The 17,974-nt window shown below is 66.6% G+C and carries 12 protein-coding genes and 1 pseudogene; 3 read left to right on the forward strand and 10 right to left on the reverse strand.

Annotated features, from left to right (window positions below):
• Positions 1–453 precede the first annotated feature (453 nt).
• Positions 454–1,623, reverse strand: coding sequence for a serine/threonine-protein kinase (locus tag ACGFT1_RS02440; RefSeq protein ID WP_373907146.1), 1,170 nt, complete (start codon positions 1,621–1,623; stop codon positions 454–456).
• 45 nt (positions 1,624–1,668) lie between these two features.
• A complete protein-coding gene (locus ACGFT1_RS02445; RefSeq protein ID WP_373907147.1) occupies positions 1,669–3,462 on the reverse strand; it encodes a hypothetical protein in 1,794 nt (597 codons plus the stop codon).
• Positions 3,463–3,638: 176 nt separating this feature from the next.
• On the opposite strand from ACGFT1_RS02445, the gene ACGFT1_RS02450 reads away from it, so the two are divergent.
• Positions 3,639–4,370, forward strand: a complete 732-nt coding sequence (locus ACGFT1_RS02450; protein WP_373907148.1) for an SAVMC3_10250 family protein — start codon at positions 3,639–3,641, stop codon at positions 4,368–4,370.
• A gap of 156 nt (positions 4,371–4,526) precedes the next feature.
• Here ACGFT1_RS02450 and ACGFT1_RS02455 read toward each other — a convergent pair whose 3' ends face one another.
• Positions 4,527–4,916 carry a carbon-nitrogen hydrolase family protein gene (locus ACGFT1_RS02455; protein WP_373907149.1) on the reverse strand — a complete coding sequence of 130 codons (390 nt, stop codon included), beginning with the start codon at positions 4,914–4,916 and terminating at the stop codon, positions 4,527–4,529.
• Between the two features lie 29 nt (positions 4,917–4,945).
• Here ACGFT1_RS02455 and ACGFT1_RS02460 point away from each other — a divergent pair.
• Positions 4,946–5,233, forward strand: a pseudogene (locus ACGFT1_RS02460) (NPP1 family protein); the annotation flags it as partial.
• 252 nt (positions 5,234–5,485) lie between these two features.
• Here ACGFT1_RS02460 and ACGFT1_RS02465 read toward each other — a convergent pair.
• From ACGFT1_RS02465 to ACGFT1_RS02480, 4 genes are all read right to left on the reverse strand, one after another.
• Positions 5,486–6,262, reverse strand: a complete 777-nt coding sequence (locus tag ACGFT1_RS02465; protein WP_373907150.1) for an XRE family transcriptional regulator — start codon at positions 6,260–6,262, stop codon at positions 5,486–5,488.
• 212 nt (positions 6,263–6,474) lie between these two features.
• The gene (locus ACGFT1_RS02470) at positions 6,475–7,023 is read right to left on the reverse strand and encodes a hypothetical protein (RefSeq protein WP_373907151.1); all 549 of its coding nucleotides are present in this window, start codon (positions 7,021–7,023) and stop codon (positions 6,475–6,477) included.
• Positions 7,024–8,453: 1,430 nt separating this feature from the next.
• Complete coding sequence (locus tag ACGFT1_RS02475) at positions 8,454–8,672, reverse strand: hypothetical protein (protein ID WP_373907152.1); 219 nt, start codon at positions 8,670–8,672, stop codon at positions 8,454–8,456.
• Between the two features lie 282 nt (positions 8,673–8,954).
• Positions 8,955–9,827, reverse strand: a complete 873-nt coding sequence (locus ACGFT1_RS02480; RefSeq protein ID WP_373907153.1) for a hypothetical protein — start codon at positions 9,825–9,827, stop codon at positions 8,955–8,957.
• 12 nt (positions 9,828–9,839) lie between these two features.
• Between ACGFT1_RS02480 and ACGFT1_RS02485 the strand changes: the two genes are divergently transcribed.
• Positions 9,840–9,977: a hypothetical protein gene (locus ACGFT1_RS02485; RefSeq protein WP_373907154.1), complete on the forward strand. Its 138-nt coding sequence runs from the start codon at positions 9,840–9,842 to the stop codon at positions 9,975–9,977.
• Between the two features lie 11 nt (positions 9,978–9,988).
• On the opposite strand, the gene cas3u is transcribed toward ACGFT1_RS02485, so the two are convergent.
• The 3 genes from cas3u to cas7u are packed head-to-tail and all read right to left on the reverse strand — an operon-like array spanning position 9,989 to position 15,686.
• Positions 9,989–13,024, reverse strand: a complete 3,036-nt coding sequence (gene cas3u / locus ACGFT1_RS02490) for a type I-U CRISPR-associated helicase/endonuclease Cas3 (RefSeq protein ID WP_373907155.1) — start codon at positions 13,022–13,024, stop codon at positions 9,989–9,991.
• Positions 13,021–14,472 (reverse strand): type I-U CRISPR-associated protein Csb2, encoded by a 1,452-nt coding sequence (csb2, locus tag ACGFT1_RS02495; protein WP_373907156.1) that lies wholly within the window; start codon positions 14,470–14,472, stop codon positions 13,021–13,023. The genes cas3u and csb2 overlap by 4 nt, the downstream gene beginning before the upstream one ends.
• 23 nt (positions 14,473–14,495) lie before the next feature.
• Positions 14,496–15,686 (reverse strand): type I-U CRISPR-associated RAMP protein Csb1/Cas7u, encoded by a 1,191-nt coding sequence (gene cas7u / locus ACGFT1_RS02500; protein WP_373907157.1) that lies wholly within the window; start codon positions 15,684–15,686, stop codon positions 14,496–14,498.
• Positions 15,687–17,974 lie beyond the last annotated feature (2,288 nt).

Below are 17,974 nucleotides of genomic sequence, written 5' to 3' on the forward strand. Positions count from 1 at the left end.
CTGCGGCCAGGAGCCGGTCGAAGGTTTCGTCGGCGCGGAGGCAGCGGGACCCCCTTAGGTGGCATCAAGCGCTCCGGATTCGGCCGCGAGCTGGGCCGACCAGGCATCGATGAGTTCGCCAACAACAAGCTCATCCGCACGGTCGCGCAGGGCTTTGCGTGAACACCTTTCCGCGTTGGCGTGCTGGGGCGCGTGATTGAAATGGTGGTGATCGGCCGATCACATGGCCCAGGCTGCAACGTTCGCGCTTACGGATGCGGCACCCCCGTTGCCGCCACGACCTGCCCGACCACCGGTTCTCGTCCTGAGCCGTAGAGGTGAGATGGCACAGGGGACGCAACGGGGGTGGCCTGCGGGCGCTGACACGACGAAACGGCCTGGCACCGGTCCTCCTCGCCGCAAGGTCCCTTGGCGGCCGAGGCCGACGGCGAACACCTCAACGCCGTGTCGTGTTCACTTTTTGCCCGCTTCCGCAATCCATCGTGCGACGCCCTCAAAGGCGCTCAGCGCTCGCACATCGTAGGGTCCGAAGAAGTCCTGGCAGTCATGGCCGAGCCGATTGTAGAGAGCCACAGCTCCTCGTGCGTCGCCTGACCGACCGGTGAGTTCAGCGTGTTTCGCGCGTGCGTCGATCACGGACTGGTCAGTCGGTCCGAACCTGCGCTCGAGGTCGAAGATAAGGCGATCCAGTGCTCGGATGCTTCCACAGAGGCCGACATCGGTGTCGGACGTCTCCACCTGGTCCGCCTCTTCAATCGCATCACCCAGGCCCGCTGCATCCAGGACATGCTGGACCTCTCTCACCGCATCCGCCACCGTTTGGGCGCTCTTCGGGCGACGCGCCGGGTCCTTGGCCAGCAGCATTTGAACAATGGAATCCAGCTGAGGGGGAACGCCGGGGCGGTGTGCGCTCGGGGGTGCCGGTGTGTTCTCCTGGTGCATCCTGCCCACGACCATGACGTCGTCTCCAGGGCTGCCGAACGGTGGGCGGCCTGTCAGCATCTCGTACAGGACGCAGCCTACGGAGTACAAGTCGCTGCGCAGGCTTCCTTGTTCACCGCTCCACCGCTCCGGTGCCTTGTAGAGCGGGGTCCCTGCGGTCGTCTGCGACTGGGTGACGTCGGCGAGGAATGCCAACCCGAAGTCCACGATCTTCACGTCACGTTCCTGTGTGATCATGATGTTGTCGGGCTTGATGTCGCGGTGGAGCACCTTGGCCTTGTGCGCGGCCTCAAGCCCCTCGCATATCTGGCGGGTCCAGCGCACGGCTGGCTCGAGAGCGAGAGTCGCGCCTGTTTTCAGGTGCTCAGCGAGTGACTTGCCCTCTACGTACTCCATGACGATGTACAACTCGCCGTCATGTTCGCCGGTGTCGTAGATGTGCGCGACGTGGGGGTGGTTGATCCGCGCCATGGCCAGACGTTCACGTTCGAACATCTTCACTGTCGAATCGATGAACTCCGTCAGGGCTCCTTGCTGGGAGAGTCGACGCCGAGCAAGGAATTTCAGAGCCACGGTGCGGCCCAGTTTCGTGTCCTCGACCGTCCACACATCGCCCATTGCGCCTCTGGCAGGGCCGCCCTTCTGCTGGTAGCGACCGCCGATCAGTTGGAAGGTGTTCACCCGTGTCCTCTTCCGTTCACTCGGTACACCGCGAAGAGCTCATGGTCAGTCCGGTGTGCGATTGCCTCCCCACATTGTGAGTGCCGTCAGTTCGCCCATCGACTCATGCCATTCCTCGAAGAAGTCCTCACGTTGGTCCAGAGCCTTGGCCAACGTAGCGACGGCCTCATGCTGTAGCCGGCCCCCCTGATCGAGCACGTGCTTCCTGCGTAGTGGGACACCGCAGATCTCCCACGCCGCCCACCCGAACATTGCCAGGGCGACCAGGAGGAACAGCCCCAGCCATACGCCCTCGACGAACGGCACCAGGAGTGACCCGGTGAGGGTTCCGATCGTCAGGGCTCCCCAGATACGCGGCCATCTGCGTACGACCGCGTCCGACTGCTCCTGCGTCTGCCGCTTGATGTGCGTCGCCAGGTCATCGAGGAGCGAGCCCGGTTCGACCATCCGCTGGGGATCCGTCGGAACGATGCAGGACCAGTCGGCGATGCTCAGGGCGACGTGCTGAGGAAGGTGGTACCGGGAGGCCGCCACGATTCGGTTGGCGGCATGCTCCAAGCTCGGCCAGATGGCACGAAGGGCCATGCGGCGGGCCGGAGAGCCGAGCCGCGCTGTGGCCGGTTCGAAGACGGCCTGGTCGAGGAGCGTAATGAAGGTCACTGGTTCCGCGTCCGGGCCAAGGGACATTTCGTGTGCTGCCTTGGCCGCTTCGAGGTTTCCCCCATGCTCGATCACGCGCTCGAGCCACCGCATCCTCTCCCTCATGTCTGCCTCATCGGGTTCGAGTTGGTTGATGAGTCGCTCCAGGGCACTTTCGGCGTAGTGGCCGGCGCTGACGGGCCAGTCGACCCCATTCGGCCCGTCTGGGAACGTGCGCCTGAGATGAGCCAGAGTTCTGCCGGGCACTGATGCGAGCTCCCAGCCTTCCGCGAGCGACTCCCACTGCTGCCCGCATACTTTGCGCAGTGCGTCGTACTGGCCCCTGGGCATGCGCCGACGCAGGCTCTGCAACCGAACCTCGCACTCGCCGCCATCGACCAGGTCGGCAGCCGGGTAGGAACTACCCGGAGTGAGCTGCCTGCTCTGACTCCATCCCGTCATGGCCACCTGTGTGTAGCCGAGCGCCTCCTCTCCCAATTCCTTGCTCGCGATGGCGTCCAGGACCACGAAGAAGTCCTGGCCGAGTTCATCAGGATCAAGTGATTGCAGGTAGAGGTCCATACAGTTAGCCGCCTTGACCTGGTCTCCAAGGCGGGAGTAGGTCAGTGCGAAGAAGAGGTTGGTTTTGGCAGCGTCCAGCATGAGCGCGTGCGCGTGGGCGCTCTCACCCTGTTCCACCTCGTTGCGGAATGCGGCCGCTACCGTCATGGCAGCCGGTGCCAGCCAGTATGTCGGTTCGAGGAGTATTCGTTCCTCTGTACAGGCTCGCACCGTGGCTGTATTGACGACTCCCCTGTTGACGGCGTGCGCGGTAAGGGTGTGAACGAGTCCGCGGGCCAGTGCACGCGTGTGCTTGCGCTGGGCGAAGTCCGCATGCCATTGGGTTGTCAGGCGGGACAGCTCGGCCTGAGCCTTGGCCACCTCTCGGTCGCGACCGTACTGTTCGATGAAACCGTCGAGTGCCTGCCGTGTGTCGGTAACCGCGCTCTCCAGCCCCGCAAGCTCTTGACGGACTTCGGCGAGCTCGCCGCTGAGCTTGCCGACGTGCGCTCGTACCCCGTGAAGGTTCTCCTCGAAGCCGTCCAGCTTTCCCTCGTGCCGAGTCTGGCTCTGCCCTATGCCCTCCACCCGTTCACGGAGTCGCTCCAGTGTCGAGTCCGCTTCGTACCGGTCTTCCATGACGTCCCCCGGGCTCCTCGTTTCACGCAGTACGCGCCTGCTCATTATCCGGTCAACGTGCGTCAGTCATCATCAACTGGCAAACGAATCACGTGGTTGTGTTCCGGCGGCCGTTGTCAGTGCGGGATGGCACTATGACGTGCCACGTGCCCGGCGCGCCTGACGGAGGAAGCCTCTTGCGTGAGATCGTCTACCTGTCGGACAGCAAACTGCGGCAGTTCATGCCCGAGCCTCGGCGCGCCCCGCGTGCGGGCGCTCTTCGCGTGACCACGCCGTTCGGCGGCATCGACATGGAAGCGCCGACCACGGACGAAGAGCAGAGCCGGCACCTACGTCAGGTGTACCGGCATGTGGAACTTGTTGCGGACTGGTACGCGAAGCCGGGGCTGCGACCTGGGCAATGGGTTCAATACGAGGTGCCTCTTCGATGCGTAACGCTCAGCGGCGCGCACGAGGACCTCGTGCTGTTCGTGGACCCGGCGCCCGGAAGAGACTCGGACCTGGCATCTGACCAGAGTTGCCGTCTGCTGATGCACGGTTCCGTCCGGCACTTGCGAGGCTGGAGCCCGATGTCAATCGACGGCCCCCTGTTGGAGGTGAGGAACTCGGCCTCGAGCCTGGGACATGCATTCGTCACGAGGGCCGGCCAGGTCGTCGAGGCACTCACCAGACACCGCGCCCCTATGGCGGCAGATCAGACCGCACCACCGACAGCCCCCGATCTGCACGGCCGAGGCGTGCAGGAGCTGTTGCACGCCCTCGACAATGAGGACCTCAGCCTTGACACATCCGCTTTGATGACGGGATATGCGCGCATCACGGGGGTGCTCGCCGGTGGCAGTGCCAACAGGCCGTGCGTAGTGGCGAGCCCGCTCATCGTGGAGTACGCGACGGCCATCTTCGAGTGAAGTGTCGCGCCCCTTCCTGAGACCCCTGTGCACCACTCGCACAACAACGCGGTGCGACTCACGCTCGTCATGGCGGCGTGTACGCACCTTGGTCTCCGACCGCCGTAGGTTGGGCACGGGTCGCCATACAACGCAGTGCCGTTCTACCTCTGCACGTCACGGTTCACGAACTCCCCCAGCCCGCAAGGAGCACGGCTTGACCTGTGTCGCGCGTCCGCGGTCGGCGGTCGTGGTCATCACGGAGTTGACGATGACCCCGGCGCCCTGCCACGCCGGGTGGCGGGCGACCTCCGGGAACCAGGCGTCGTAGCAGATCGCGAAACTGATCCGCCCTGCCTCCGGGACGTCGAAGACCACGAACCGGTCGCCGGGATCGTAAGGCTCGCTCGGCCGCCAGGGGAACACCTTGCGGTACCAGGCCGCCAGACGCCCCTGCGGGGAGAAGGCCAGAGCGGTGTTGAACAGTTCCCCGGCCGGCCCGCGCTCGCACACCGAGCCGGGCAGCAGCCAGAGACCCAGGTCTCCGGCGAGCTCGGCGAGCTCCATGACGCGGGGGCCGTCCAGGGGCTCGGCGATGCTACGCCACCGCCGCGATCGGCGCGGACGGCACCATCAATCCCGGCCTGCCGCTGGGCGGAGACGTGAACGGCCACTGCCACGATCCCGGCCAGCTGGCGAACGCCAACACGTACTCGCGCGAGAAGTGCAACAACGGCTGGTGCGCCGTCATGTACGCCAGCTACTTCGAGAAGGACCAGGCCACGCTGGGGCCGGCGGCCATCGGCCGCACCCACGACTGGGAACACGTCATCGTGTGGATCTCCGACAACCACGTCCAGTACGTCTCTGTGTCGCAGCACTCCTCCTGCCTGACCTTCGGCGAGCGCGGCGAGTCCGCCAAGGTGTGGCGCGAGGGCAGGACGCCGGCGGAGGCCAAGGCGATACGCCGCGAGGAGGCAGAGCAGGCCGCCGCCGCCCTCGGCGCCAAGGTCCGCTTCTTCGGCGCTGACGACTACCTGCTCCCCGCCCCCGCCGTACTCCGGCCGCCCGCCGCCTGCCGCACTCGGGCGCTCCGGCGCGTGCTGTACGCCCGCCGCCCGCCCCCGGGCAGGGGATCAGCCCTCGTCCGGGTCCTGTACGTCCATGCCGGTGCAGGCCAGTTGTTCGGCCACCTCCGCGCAGGCCTCAACGCCCCGGGGGGAGCGTACGGAGAGCATCGGGCTCGTGTAGCCGGTGGTGTCGTCGACCGGGTAGGTCGTAGAGAGGACGTCCCGGCCCGCGCGTACCGAGACCTCGCGGGCGTGCGGGGAGCGCACCCGCACCTCCGACCAGGCGGTGCCGCAGGCCGGGGAGTAGCGCAGCCGGACGGTGTAGGTGGGGTCGGTGACGGTGCTGGTGGTCCGCGCGTCGCGTGCGCAGGCCGTGGCGTCGGGCAATTCGCCCCGGCAGTGCGGCCCGTGGCAGTGCGGGACCGCCATCACGACCGGCGTACCGGTCGAACCGCTCCGGTCGTGCGCGGTGACGGCGGCACCCACCACGGCCGTCACCCCCGCCAGCGCGAGCACACACAGTGGCAGCCACCGCCGCCTGCCCGAGCGTCGGGGTCCGATCCCGTCCGGGGTGCTCGCGGGCGACGGCCCGTCCGCGGTGTGCTCGGTGGCCTCCCACAAGGCCAGTACCGCGTCAGGATCGACGCGGGCCAGCCGGGTGAGCGCCTCCACGGCCGGCCGCGGTGGCCGCTGAGCACCGGTCAGGTATCGGTGCCAGGCGGACTTGCTGTAAGGGGTGCGCGCGGCCAGCGCCGCCAGGCTCAGCCCCGTACCGTCCTTCAGTTCCCGCGGTCTGACCAGCAATGGTTCGTCGGGCGCGGTCGGTTTTTCGGGGTGGGGCATGGTGCGTCCCTCGACTCCCTTTCCACTATGAGCATTTCGCCCTTGATGCCGGAATGGCTTCCCGTAAGGAAGGCGGTTGCAACACTCCGTGAGGTGTGAGAAAGGTGCGGCACATGAGCGCGTCGAAGGCCTGTTCGGGGATGTGTGGTCCTCGAACAGGCCTCGACGGTCGGGGTGGGCGGTGGCTCAGGGGGTACGGCGGTGGGGGACCGTCAGCACCACGGGAGCGCGGCGTCGACCCTGACGTAACGGGCGGAGACATAGCCCCTGTGGTGGGACAGCCGGTACCAGGTGTGGTTGCCGAACACCCCGGTGCCGTAGCGCTTGCAGGTGAGGGCCACGAGCCGGTGGTGGTGCCGGTGGCCGACCACCCGGTAACCGGTGCCCGGGCCGGAGCGGACGTTCAGCTGGAGGCGGTGCGTGACCACGCGGCCCACGGCGGGGATGCCGCGCCGGTACGACGCGGTCTGCACGATGACGCGGCGGAGCCGGTGGGTGCGGTGCGCCGAGTGGAGGCGGCACCCGACGTGGTGCTTGCGGTACACGCGGTGGACGCTGCGGTGGTGGCGGGCGGTACGGTGCTTCGCCGGCTGGTGCCGGGTCGTGGCGGGCAGCAGTGAGGGGAGGGTGTGCTGCACGCCGGCGGCGGGCGTGGGGTACGGGGTGGTGCCGCCCGCCGAGGCGGCACCAGCCGCCGTGGGCAGGATGGCGAGCACCGCGACCGTGGCCAGCAGGCCGCCCTGCAGGGTCCGTCGGATCATGGAAACCTCCGGGCTGTCGTTCTCGTGACCACGCACCGTGATCACGACAGCCAGCGTTTCCATGACGAGTTGTCAGAATGCCGTTCCCACGTCCCGCGGGACACCGGGGACGTCCCCGGGAACCTGCTTCGATCGCATGGCGTTGTCCCACTTCGGGCGGTTGACGCACCCCTGTCGGCTCAGACGCTCGGTAACATTGAGTAACCATGTGTGGATGCCGTCGGGGGCAATGGATGCGCGCTGCGACGCAGGTCGGCCAGCACGGAGTCAGCACGTCAGAAACCCCGTGCTGGTTCCGTGCTGACTTCGAGGGCCGGAATCATAGAAAACCGCAGGTCCTAGCCCCGATCGGATCTTCAGAGTGCGGGGGCAGGGCAGGTTTGGCCGGCGCCACTGGCAGGGCGGCAGTCCGCCGATCGGGGCCGCACGCGGTGGCCGAGTGTACTGACAGGGCGGTCCCACATGGCACAGGTTGTAGAGACCGCCTTTAGGTGTCCACACGGAGCCGCAGGACAGCTGGCGTTCGCCGGAGCGGGCACCGAGATAGCCCAGTACCTGACCGACAAGCAGGGCCACAAGCACTACAAGCAGCAGACCTTCGCCGGTTCGTCCAGCGTCCGGGACGCGCGGCACACGATAGGCCCGACGATCTACGTCGGAACCGAACCGGATCCGTGTCGAGGCGTTCTCAGGGATAGTCGAGGAACTGTACGACCTACTAGTCAAAGGACAAACCTACGCGACCAGCACCACGGCCCCGCTGTGAGGTGCCGTCTCCTTCGGCGCCGAAGGCACTGTGGCACTGCGCGTGCTGCCGAAGAAAGGACGACGAGGAGAGCCCTGAGGGAGCGGATGCCTCCGTAGAGCACCCTTGAATTATTGGCCGCCCCATTGGCTCGGGTACGGCACCGCACAGCGTCAGTCCGCGGATGAGCAGCTTCAGGGTAATCCGGCTCCCCCGCATGCTGTGGCAGCCGCGCACTCAAGGACCGTGACAGGCAAGCCATGACAAGGTGGCCGACGGCCCTCTATGTCGCCGGGATCGGCGGCTGGCGCCGGAGAGAACCTGTCCCTGCGTCAGCGGCACGCTCCCCTTCAGCTGGGCTGCTGTCTCCCACACCTGGTTGAGGCCGGTTCTCCATTTCGATGAGCAGCGCCTCTGCCCCGGTACACCAGTCGATGAGTCAGGCTGGAACCGCTCCGAATCCTTGCAGGTGCGCGGTTCTTTGAGGCTGAAGGGATCTGCCCCCGTGTCCCGAAAACCCGAACCGACGTCAGTGGTGGCGGCAGCACTTGGTTCATGACCCTTGATCCTGCCGTTCCGGCACCGCCGCCGCAGGTCCCGTCGGGATCGGCGATCAACCCGATGGTGCTGGACCGGCCGATGCTCCTGCCCGTCCTGGGCGCCAACCCTCCTGGTCGAAGCCTGTTCACTGGCCAAGAAGGGCCGCGGGGAAGACAGGATCACCGCGTTGGCCTTCACCGGCCGCGCCGCCCCGTACATCGCTGCGCACGTCCCCGCTGAGGTCGATGAACACCTGGCCAAGATAGCTGCCCACTTCGAGGTACCGGAACGACAGACACGCCGCGTCCTCTAGGAGCAGATCCTTCCAGCCCTCCGGGTAGTCGACCTGGAGATCCGCGATCACCTGTCCCCCCGAACCCGGCACATCCGGCGCGTCGACCCGTTGGCCACAAAGATCCGCGCACCACCCAGCGGTACAACCGGGCCCGGCGCCGGCTGGACGGGCACCCCGCGTACACCGTGGCAGCGTCTATGGCAGGGCAGCTGGATCACACGACGATGGCCGGTGAGCCGTCAGCCGGGCGGGATCCGCACGCTCACTCGCGGTAGTTGTACCGTCGGGTGGCGCGGTTTTCCATGCGACTGAGCACAGCAATCCTTTGGGTCTACACCGTCGAGCCGCTGGTTAGGGCCAAAGCACCTGCCCGGGCTCGAAGGGACCGTAGGAGTTGCTGAGTTTGGTCCGAGAAGCCGAGCAGATGCCAATCAGACCGAGATTGGCGAGGGATTCACCGAAGCGGGCGGGATTGTCAGCGCGCACGAGTGGGTGTTCCAGCAGTGCCCTGATTGATGTTCTGGAGAGCGCCGATGTCCAGACTGGCCAGATGAGAGCAGGTAGGTCCCCGGAGGTGTCCCATGCGGTTGTGGCGCTCCTCGTGGTGTCCCCGGTGAGGCGGAAGGTGGCAAAGGCGTGCAAGGCGAGCCAGGTCGCCCCTGGGACGCCCTGCTGGGAAGGCTTGCCGTCACCGGTCATGGAAGCATCACCGGTCGACCGGTGGTCGAGGTTCGCACCGGTGTAGTCGGGCACTCGTATCCATCCCGTGAGTGCCGCACTGATGTGGGCGCCTTGACGGCGGCACTGCTCGGCGGCCTTGACCCAGTTATTGGCGAGGGTCATCTGACCGGACGCCGCGAAGAGGGGTGTTGATTCCGTATACCAGACGGGCCCTTGAGCGGTCACAGCACTGGCAGCCGCGGTGGCACCCCGTTGCTCCTGTTGTGGCTCGTCCTTGGATTTTTTAGCAGGAGTGACGCAGAGCTGATTGACCAATGCCGCGAACCACCGCGCGCGGGGGTCGTTTTCGAGACGCTCCGCCGTTGCGAAATCGCGCAGCAGCCGGTGTGCCTGTTCGATGGGCATACGCAGGGCGTCGTTGGGTGCCCCGGGGCTCGTGTCCCGAGGCAGTCCGAGGATGCCCGGTGCTGCGGGCAGCGACTCCTTCGCTGGTTCCCCCGGAAGGAAGCCGGCCAGTAGTTCAGCCAACTGGGTGAGGGTCACAGACTGATCGGTGTGCAGGACCGCTGGCGCAGCGAGCCCGCGCCAGGACAGGCGGACTGCCTGGCCGAGGGCCGCCTCCGCAAGTTCCAGTACGCCAAGAGCAGCGAGGAATCCGAGCGGGTCGTCGCTGTGCAGAGCCGGAAGCTCTAGTTGGTGCGTGTTCAACTGCCCTCCTCGGAGACTGACATGTCGGCGAGCCGGACAATGGCCTCCAGCATTGCGGTGCCCCACGGGCCGTATCGGTCCATCAGAGCGGCGAAGCGGTCGGGGCCGTCCCAGTCGACCCCCATGACTGAGCTGGACACGGTGACCTGCTGGCCGTCGGGCATGGTGCACTCGACTTCGACGGGATCTGGATCAGGCACGGGCGGAAGCAAGGGGCGGCCACGACCGTGATGGGCCGCGACAAGGTGGATGATCAAGTTTGTGTCCAGCCCGATGGCCATCGGAGGATCGTTGTTGAGCCACCGCTGGACGGCCGCAGCGCTGAGGGCTTCGTGCCGCAAGCCTGGATTCCAGCCGGCCAAGCGTGCGGCTGTCCGCCGCCCGACGAGGTCAGCGGGGTCCATGCCGGACTTCGCGAGTGGTTCCGGCAGGGATTCGGCGAGCAGATCGTCGCCTCCGCACAGCATCGTCTGGAAGCGTGGGTGTTGCTTGCCGCAGTCGTGGGCTTGTCCCGCGATCTCCGTCGCGGCAATGGCTGGCTGAGGCAGTCCAACACGCTGGGCAAAGTCGGCGGCACGGGCGCCGACGGCCTTGCCATGCTGAGCCAACCCGACAACCCGGGTCAGTGAGCTGGAGTCAGCTTCCTCGTCTCCTACTCCAGGGACACTTTCTAGAAGGCCGTTCGGCACACGCGGGGGGATCAGCATCAGGTTCAAGCCATCGGACGCGGTGCTGATCACTACATGTCCCCCTCCAGGGCGAGCCGATGCAGATTGCTCCCACTGCGCGACACTGCCTCGCAGGAGGACCAGTCGGCCGAGCAGGCGCTGGGTGAAACGGTCGGTTCCGGTCGGTTCCGGTAGCTCTGTGGGCAGCAGGTCGATGACAGCGGTGAGTAGATCGCGCACGACCTCAGTGGTGGGTTCCTGGTCGTCACCAGACTGCAGACGCCCGATAGCGTCACCGAGAAGTCCTCGCAACTTGGCCGCCTGGTCTGCTCGGCCCGTCAGGCTGGTGATGACGTCAGCGTCCAAGCGTGTGGCTGCAAGTGCGTCTCCAAGCGAGAAGTCGCCGAGATCCGGCACCACTGTTGTGCCCGCAACACCTGTCCAGCCGAACGCATCATGGCCACCGACTACGGAGGGAAGGACAACAGTGCAACCGGGCCGAACCTCCCCAGGAGTCAGCGCCGGCGCCCAGTCACCTGGCCCGTCCCAGCGCAAAGCGGGAAGCACTTGAGACCGCGCCATGCCGCGCTTCCTTGGTGCCTGCTCGGGGTCGGGAGCACCCTCAAGGTCGCCGCATGCGTCGGCATCGGCTTGGCGTACCAAGAATCGACGCAGGCGGTGGACAGGCACCGCAACGGTTTCACCCGGGTGAGGCGGGGTTTGGGCCAGTCGCGCTGCCCAAATCTCCCAGAGAGGTGCGGTGCCGTCCTCCCATGGAAGGTCAGCTCTCCAGAGCACTTGCACGTCTGCCGGGGAGGCGTCCATGCCATGGAGGAAAGGGGCCGGAACCTGATCGGGCACCGGAGCAGGGTCAGTGCGAGCCCACGAATCGAGCACCGTCCGGTGTACGACCGGGATGCGCGGGCTCGGCGCGGTCAAGGCCGAGATGTCGATGTCGGCCCGCAGTGCGGGGAGAGTAGAAGGGTTGAGCAGCAGGCCACTTGTAAGGGCTTGCTCCAGTTCTTCCGTAGCCCCTGGCTGGTCCAGAACGAGGGTATGGGAGGCAAGCCAGTGCCAGGTGTGGGCGGCGGCTTCTCCGTAGACGGGGATGGTCCGGTCGTCGTCCGGCGCGTGGCTCCTGACGAGGACGGCCGGTGCCAGGGCGAGCTCGCCGGTGCGATCCAAGCGGCCCAGACGCTGTAGCACGGCATCCCATGCGGCAGCCTCGATACACATTCCAGCCACACTGACATCGAGGCCAACTTCGATTGTCTGGGTTGCCACGACGATCAACGGCCGGGACCGGTGGGGGTCGACTCCGTTGAGCAGTTCGGAAAGGGGGCCCTCGACGAGGTTTGTTCGTTCTCCGTCCCGGCAGCGTCCGGTCAGCAGAAGTATGTCCAGGTCGTCTCGGGCTGACAAGGACTGGAAGGCGGCGCGGGCGGAGGCGATCGTGTTGGCCACCACGGCCACTACAGGGCGCTCAATGTGGGGAAGAAGCGCGTTCACTGCGGTGGTGGCGCCATGGGCGAATGCATCGGTGGGGGACTTAGCCCATGTGGAGACATCGAGCAGGGTCACTCGGCGGTTGGCATGCAGGCGTCTTCCTGCCACCGGGCGAGCACGGTCTTCCGGCCCCACGCCCAGACGCGGTCTGCCGGAGTCGTCGGCTGTGGCGGAAAGACTGACCACCTTCAATGCTCGGGCAGCGAAGTAGGGATCGGCTGCGGTGGCCTGGTACGCGGCGCAGTCGCGGGCCGTGGTGAGCAGTGCTTGCGACAGGTGCGCTTCATCGAGAGCCAGCAGCGCATCGAAGCCGGTCAAGGAGGCATCAATGGGGCGCATCCGCGGTGTCGTGTGGTAGCCGCGGAACAGCAGTCGGCTGCCGTATTGGTCGACCGTGCTGACCACCACGGCGGGCTGTGCTGGGCTGCGTAGCCAGCGGGACGCCCAGTCCACACCGCCGCGCATGCGGACCACGCTGAGCGGCTCGTCGCCCCCACCCAGCTGTGACAGCGCATCGGCGACACGTCCGCACACGGTCCCCGGCTCGGCCTTTCGGAGGACATCAGCGAGACGCTCGGCATGCTCATGGGCCTGGTCGACCACCAAGCGACGATCAACGGCGAAGAAAAGGCGCAGCGGTATCGTGCGATCGCTGCCCTGGGCCGCCTGCCAGGCCAGGAGGAAGACCCAGATGTCGATGAGCGACGTCTTGCCCAACGCCGTGGGCACATCGAGGTCTGGCCAGTCCGCTCCGACAGCGACCGCCCGCAGATACGCCTCCTGCCAGGGAAACGGGAGGTAGCCGAAGGCTTCGCGGACGAAGGTGGGGAACTCATCGAGACCGATGGGGTCGCTCATGAGACGGTCTCCGTCATGGTAGAGGCCGGCAGGCACAGGCCCAGACCGAACGTCTTCTTGCTCCCGAGCACTACCGGCCCGCTCAGCGGACGCGCGAAGTGCAGCCGTACATGGCAGCTTGGCAGGGGCCGTTCCTCCGCCTTACGGCGCAGCTGGTGGCTGGCGAGGTTCCGTGTGCCAGGCAGCAGTCCACCTTGGCGGACCACCTCTACCCGCTCCGGCACCGGTAGACCGGCCATACGACAGCTCTTGACGACTGAGTCGTCCAGTCCCCGGCCGCCCCGCTTAGGAAAGTGGTCGAGGACCATCGGCAGTGCCGTGGTCCACACCCGAGACGGCCTTGTCCAGTTGTGGGGTTGCACCGTCTTCAGCACGGACGCCGCTGGTTTGACGTACGTCAGGTTCAGCGGAGGACCCATCTTGGGTACGGCCAACTTGCGAATACCACCGTCGAAGTGAAGTAGAACGCCGAGCAGCGCTCGCCTGTGCAGCACGGGGAGGTCATGCGGCAGGGCGATGGCCACGCCTCGCAGCATGCCGTCCGCGTGGGTGTGTCCAACGAACGGCAATCCCAGGTAGGCGCACAACCGCCCTTGATCATTCTTGTCCTTGTGCCCATGCACCTGTGGCATCGCACGCACGTCGTGACCGGCCTTCTCCAACCTGCTCATCACCGCAGCCCGAAGCGCAGCTGTGACCGCGAGGGTAAAGCCGGGATCCACGGCGATGCCGGGCGAGAACGCGAACGTCACCAAGTCCCGGTATGGGCCTCGGTTCTGCCCGGCCTCTGCGGGAGACTCACCGCCGCGCACTCGGTAGCGCAGTGATTGGGCTTGCTGCCAGGCGGGCTGCTGGGCGTCGAACGCGGTCCGCAGCCGCTGCAGGTACCCGGCGTAAGGCACCCGCAGCGTGCTTCCCGTCTTCACCGGATCGCCCGGCTGGAGCGGCTGCCACTCCACGAATTCTGGGTCCCCTGCACCCTGGTCCTCACGCGCGGGCGAGTTCTGGGTGCTGAGCAGGGCGTGACCGGTGGCACGCCCGAAGTACGGCACCCGGCCAGCGATGGCTTCCAACACCACCCGCACACTCTGCGGCGGCTCCACCTCCCACACGAACGCCACTTCAGGATGCCGAAGTACGCGCTGCGGCCAGCTCTTCGGGGAACCGCCGTTCGTCCGGCCCGGCAACACGGCATGGCCGGGCTCCTTCGCCACAGCGTTCGTCGGCACCCAGGCGTTCCGTGCAGTCACCGCCTCCGCCGTTTGCGCCGGTACCCGGATCAGAGGAGCGGGCTGGGTCTCCAGCCAACGCAAAGCCGCCTCCTCCACCGGATCATCGCGATCAGCGACGGACACCAACGCGCAGAACAACCGAGCCGGGTGCGGCGGCCACTCTGCTCGCCCAGGCTGCGACCCCGACGCCTGATACAGCGGCTCCAGCAGGTGCACTCGTACAGTGAACGGCACGACCGCTACTCGCTCTCTGCCTCACCGATTCCGGTCACCTCGAATGACCGGCGAATCGCCTCTTGCAGGCCAGAGGCCGGCTGCAACTCGACCGGCCTCTTGGGCCACTCGACTCCGGCCGCTTCCGCCCGCGCCACCGCTACCTCGAAGAGCGCGCGCGCCTGCTCCGGCGTCGCGAGCTCCAACGGCTCCGTGGACGGGCGGCCGTCCACGCCGCGGCCCACCCACTCGATGCGCTCGGACACCAGCATCAGATCGCAGCCGGACCGCAGGCGGATCACCGGCGCCGCGAACGCCAACCGATCCCCGAGCAACGCGATCGCCCCCACAAGTGCCCGTCCTGCCGCACAGAATTCCGGTCTGGCATCGCCGAAGCGGAGGCTCGCCAGCTGGGCCATGCTCAGCGTCGCTGTGCGCTGCACAGCCTTGACCACAACCCCGCCCGCTCCCTCGGACGGCGGGATCATCCCGTGCCCCAGCTCCGAGAGCTTCGCCTGCGACTTGTCTTTCGCTTTTTTCGCACCGTCGGTGAACTGCCAGCCGGACGCGGTGACCTCCACGACTTCGCCGGGTAGGTTCAACGGATCCATCCGACCCGCTGCCCGCTTGCCGGCCAGAGGATCTACCCCCACCATCTCTGAGGAGTACGCGCGGGGGATCTTCACCTGGATCCGGCGCTTGCGGTGGGAGTCCCACACCCCGTACACCAAGTCACTCGGTACCCAGCGAAGGTAGGCGCGCACGTCCCGGGCGCTGGCCGCCTGCAGTCCGGCGCCCGCGTGGGTCTTATCGAACGGCCGGCCCTCGGCATTTACCGCGTCACGGAAGTAGGCGTCCCGGGATCGGTGAGGCGCTTCCAGACTCGTCACCCGCACGCCCACACCTGCCGCCTGCGTGCTCAGCGCCAAGTGGGGGATGAAGGTCTCCTCGCGCTCGATCGCGGAGAGAAGCGCGGTCTCGCACCGGTTCGCCTGCGACTGCCGCTGGTCCAGCAGCACTACGTCCGTTTGCTGCCCGTCCACCCAACGTGGCTCCACCAGGTATCCAGCCGCGTCCGTGGCCTTCACCTTCACAGTCGGCGGGAAGATCGGTGATCCCGGCCCGCCCACGGGTTCGTACTCGGCCACCACTCGCACTGCCCCGTCCCCCGACTGCAAGCTCGCCGCAGCCCGCAGCCGCTCGTACAACGCCTCCACAACCCCTCCTCGGATCCCGAACAATCAGGTAGCGAGGATTGAAGCACCCACCACTGACAATCCATCACCAAACTGGTGAGTAGGCGCGGTTCGACTCTCGTAGGGCACCGGAAGGACATAGGGTGTGCCGGAGGCCATTGCCCGCTCGGTGGCATGGAGTCCCCCCGCATCCCGACATGCGGCACCATTACGGGTACATCGAGCTACCGCGCTGCTATAACGTCGTGGACAGAACTCCACAGCCGGAGGCTGCGGCACCCGTAGCGACCAGCGCCTGAGCATCAGTGGATGGCTGAGGTCGTGCCTCTCCGCAGCCCACAGTGCGGCCCCCAGTAGTCGAGCAGCGGTGCGATAGTCGTGCCGGCCTCTCCGCAGTCCACCGGCTGCGGCACGCCGTCGCTCCGCAGTCCTCGGCTGCCCTCCATTGTCGCCCGCAGGCGAACATCGGCAACGTGCTGGAGTACCAGTACCTCTCCGCGCTCCACGGGTGCGGCCCCATTGCGGCAGCTGGATCGGACCGATCATGCCAACGCCGAGTCGCTACTTCTCCGTGGCGCACCGCTGCGGCACGTTCACGCTCTTCCGCCTGGCCGAGAGCGGCGGTGTCTCCACAGCCCACCGCTGCGGCATCATTACAGTTTGGTGGCGGCGGTTCACATCGTGCCCATGCCAACGGCCTCTCCGCAGCCAACAGCTGCGGCATCATTCCGGCATCAACACCCGCATGATCGAGGGCGTCAAGTACGCCGCGCAGCTCCGTAGCCCTCGGCTGCGGCACCATTGCGATGTGATCTGCGTATGGAACCGGGAGGTCAGCCACCAGCGTCTCCGCAGCTACAACTACGGCCCCATTACGGCTCCCAGACTCGCAGGTAGACGAGATCGATGCGGTCGAGCGTCTCTGCAGCCCCTGGCTGCAGCATCATTGCGGCACTGCAAACGGTGCTCTGAACGTCATCAAGGCGTCAAAGCGTCTCCGCAGCCCACGTTGCGGCACCATCGCGGCCCCGACCTCCTCGGCAAATTCTGGGAGGGCTTCTGGCGTCTCCGCAGCCCCGGCTGCGGCACCATCGCAGCCACAGGCCGAAATATGCCAGCACACCGGTGGCGATGTGCCTTCGCAGCTCACGCGCTGCGGCACTATTGCGGCTTGTCACCAAAGATGGCCAGAGCGGCGCCGACATCGGCGTCTCTGCAGTTCCCAGTCTGCGGCACCATTGCGGCCCCCAGTAGTCGAACAGCGGTGCCATAGTTGTGCCAGCCTCTCCGCAGCCCAGGTTGCGGCACCATTGCGGCCACGCGCACATCACGCCCGGTGCATGGGCTAACTACGCGTCTCCGTAGCCCCTGGCTGCGGCACCGTGGCGGCCACGACGTCACCATCGGCAGTGTGACCACGTGGAAGCGTCTCCGCCGCCAACTGCGGCGGCACCATTGCGGCGCCTGCTGGTAGATCCACTGCCACGTTGTGCCGAAAAGCGTCTCCGCAGTCCCGATGCGGCACCATTACGGCCCTGAGATCAACGGTCTGACCGACGGTGTCATGGCGGTATGTTCCGCAGCACTTAGCTGCGGCCCAATTGCGACACGTCCAGCCGCTTGGCCTCCGGGGTCACCTCCAGACGTCTCCGCAGCCCAGCTACTGCGGCCCCGTTGCGGCTCCTTCTCTTCCTGGCGGGCGTTCTCCATGTCCGCGAATCTTTCCGCAGCCCCAGGCTGCGGCACCATTGCGACCCGTTCTGCCGCGCGGCGATCACTTACTCGAAGCGCCTCCGCAGCCCATGGCTGCGGCACAGTTACGGCACCCGCAGGGTGCCGGCTCGTACCGGTGACAAATCCTGTGTCTCCGCAGTTCCAAAGCTGCGGCGCCATTGCGGAACTTTGTCGATCTCGATCTCAAACAGGTTCGGGCAGGGACGCCGTAGCGCGAAGCTACGGCACCATTGCGGCCAGCAGGACGGCTCGATGCTGTACGTCGACTTCGAGGTGTCTCCGCAGTCCACGGGCTGCGGCACCATTGCGGCGACTACACCACCGAGACTCACCCGCCCTACGTCCCCGAGTGTCCCCGCGGCCCAAGGCTGCGGCACCATTGCGGTGGCCTGGGCGCCCAGCTCTATGATCACGAGAACGTAGGTCTCCGCAGCCGCCAGCTGCGGCACCATTTGACGGCCTCCGAGCCGCGATGACCTCGACGGTGTCCAGGAGTGTCTCCCCAGCCATCGAAGCTTCGGCACCATTATGGCCAGGAGGGCCACAGCACCCACACCAAGTGGCAGCGGCATCTC

It is taken from the genome of Streptomyces sp. Y20, from assembly GCF_043195475.1.
Taxonomy (GTDB): domain Bacteria; phylum Actinomycetota; class Actinomycetes; order Streptomycetales; family Streptomycetaceae; genus Streptomyces.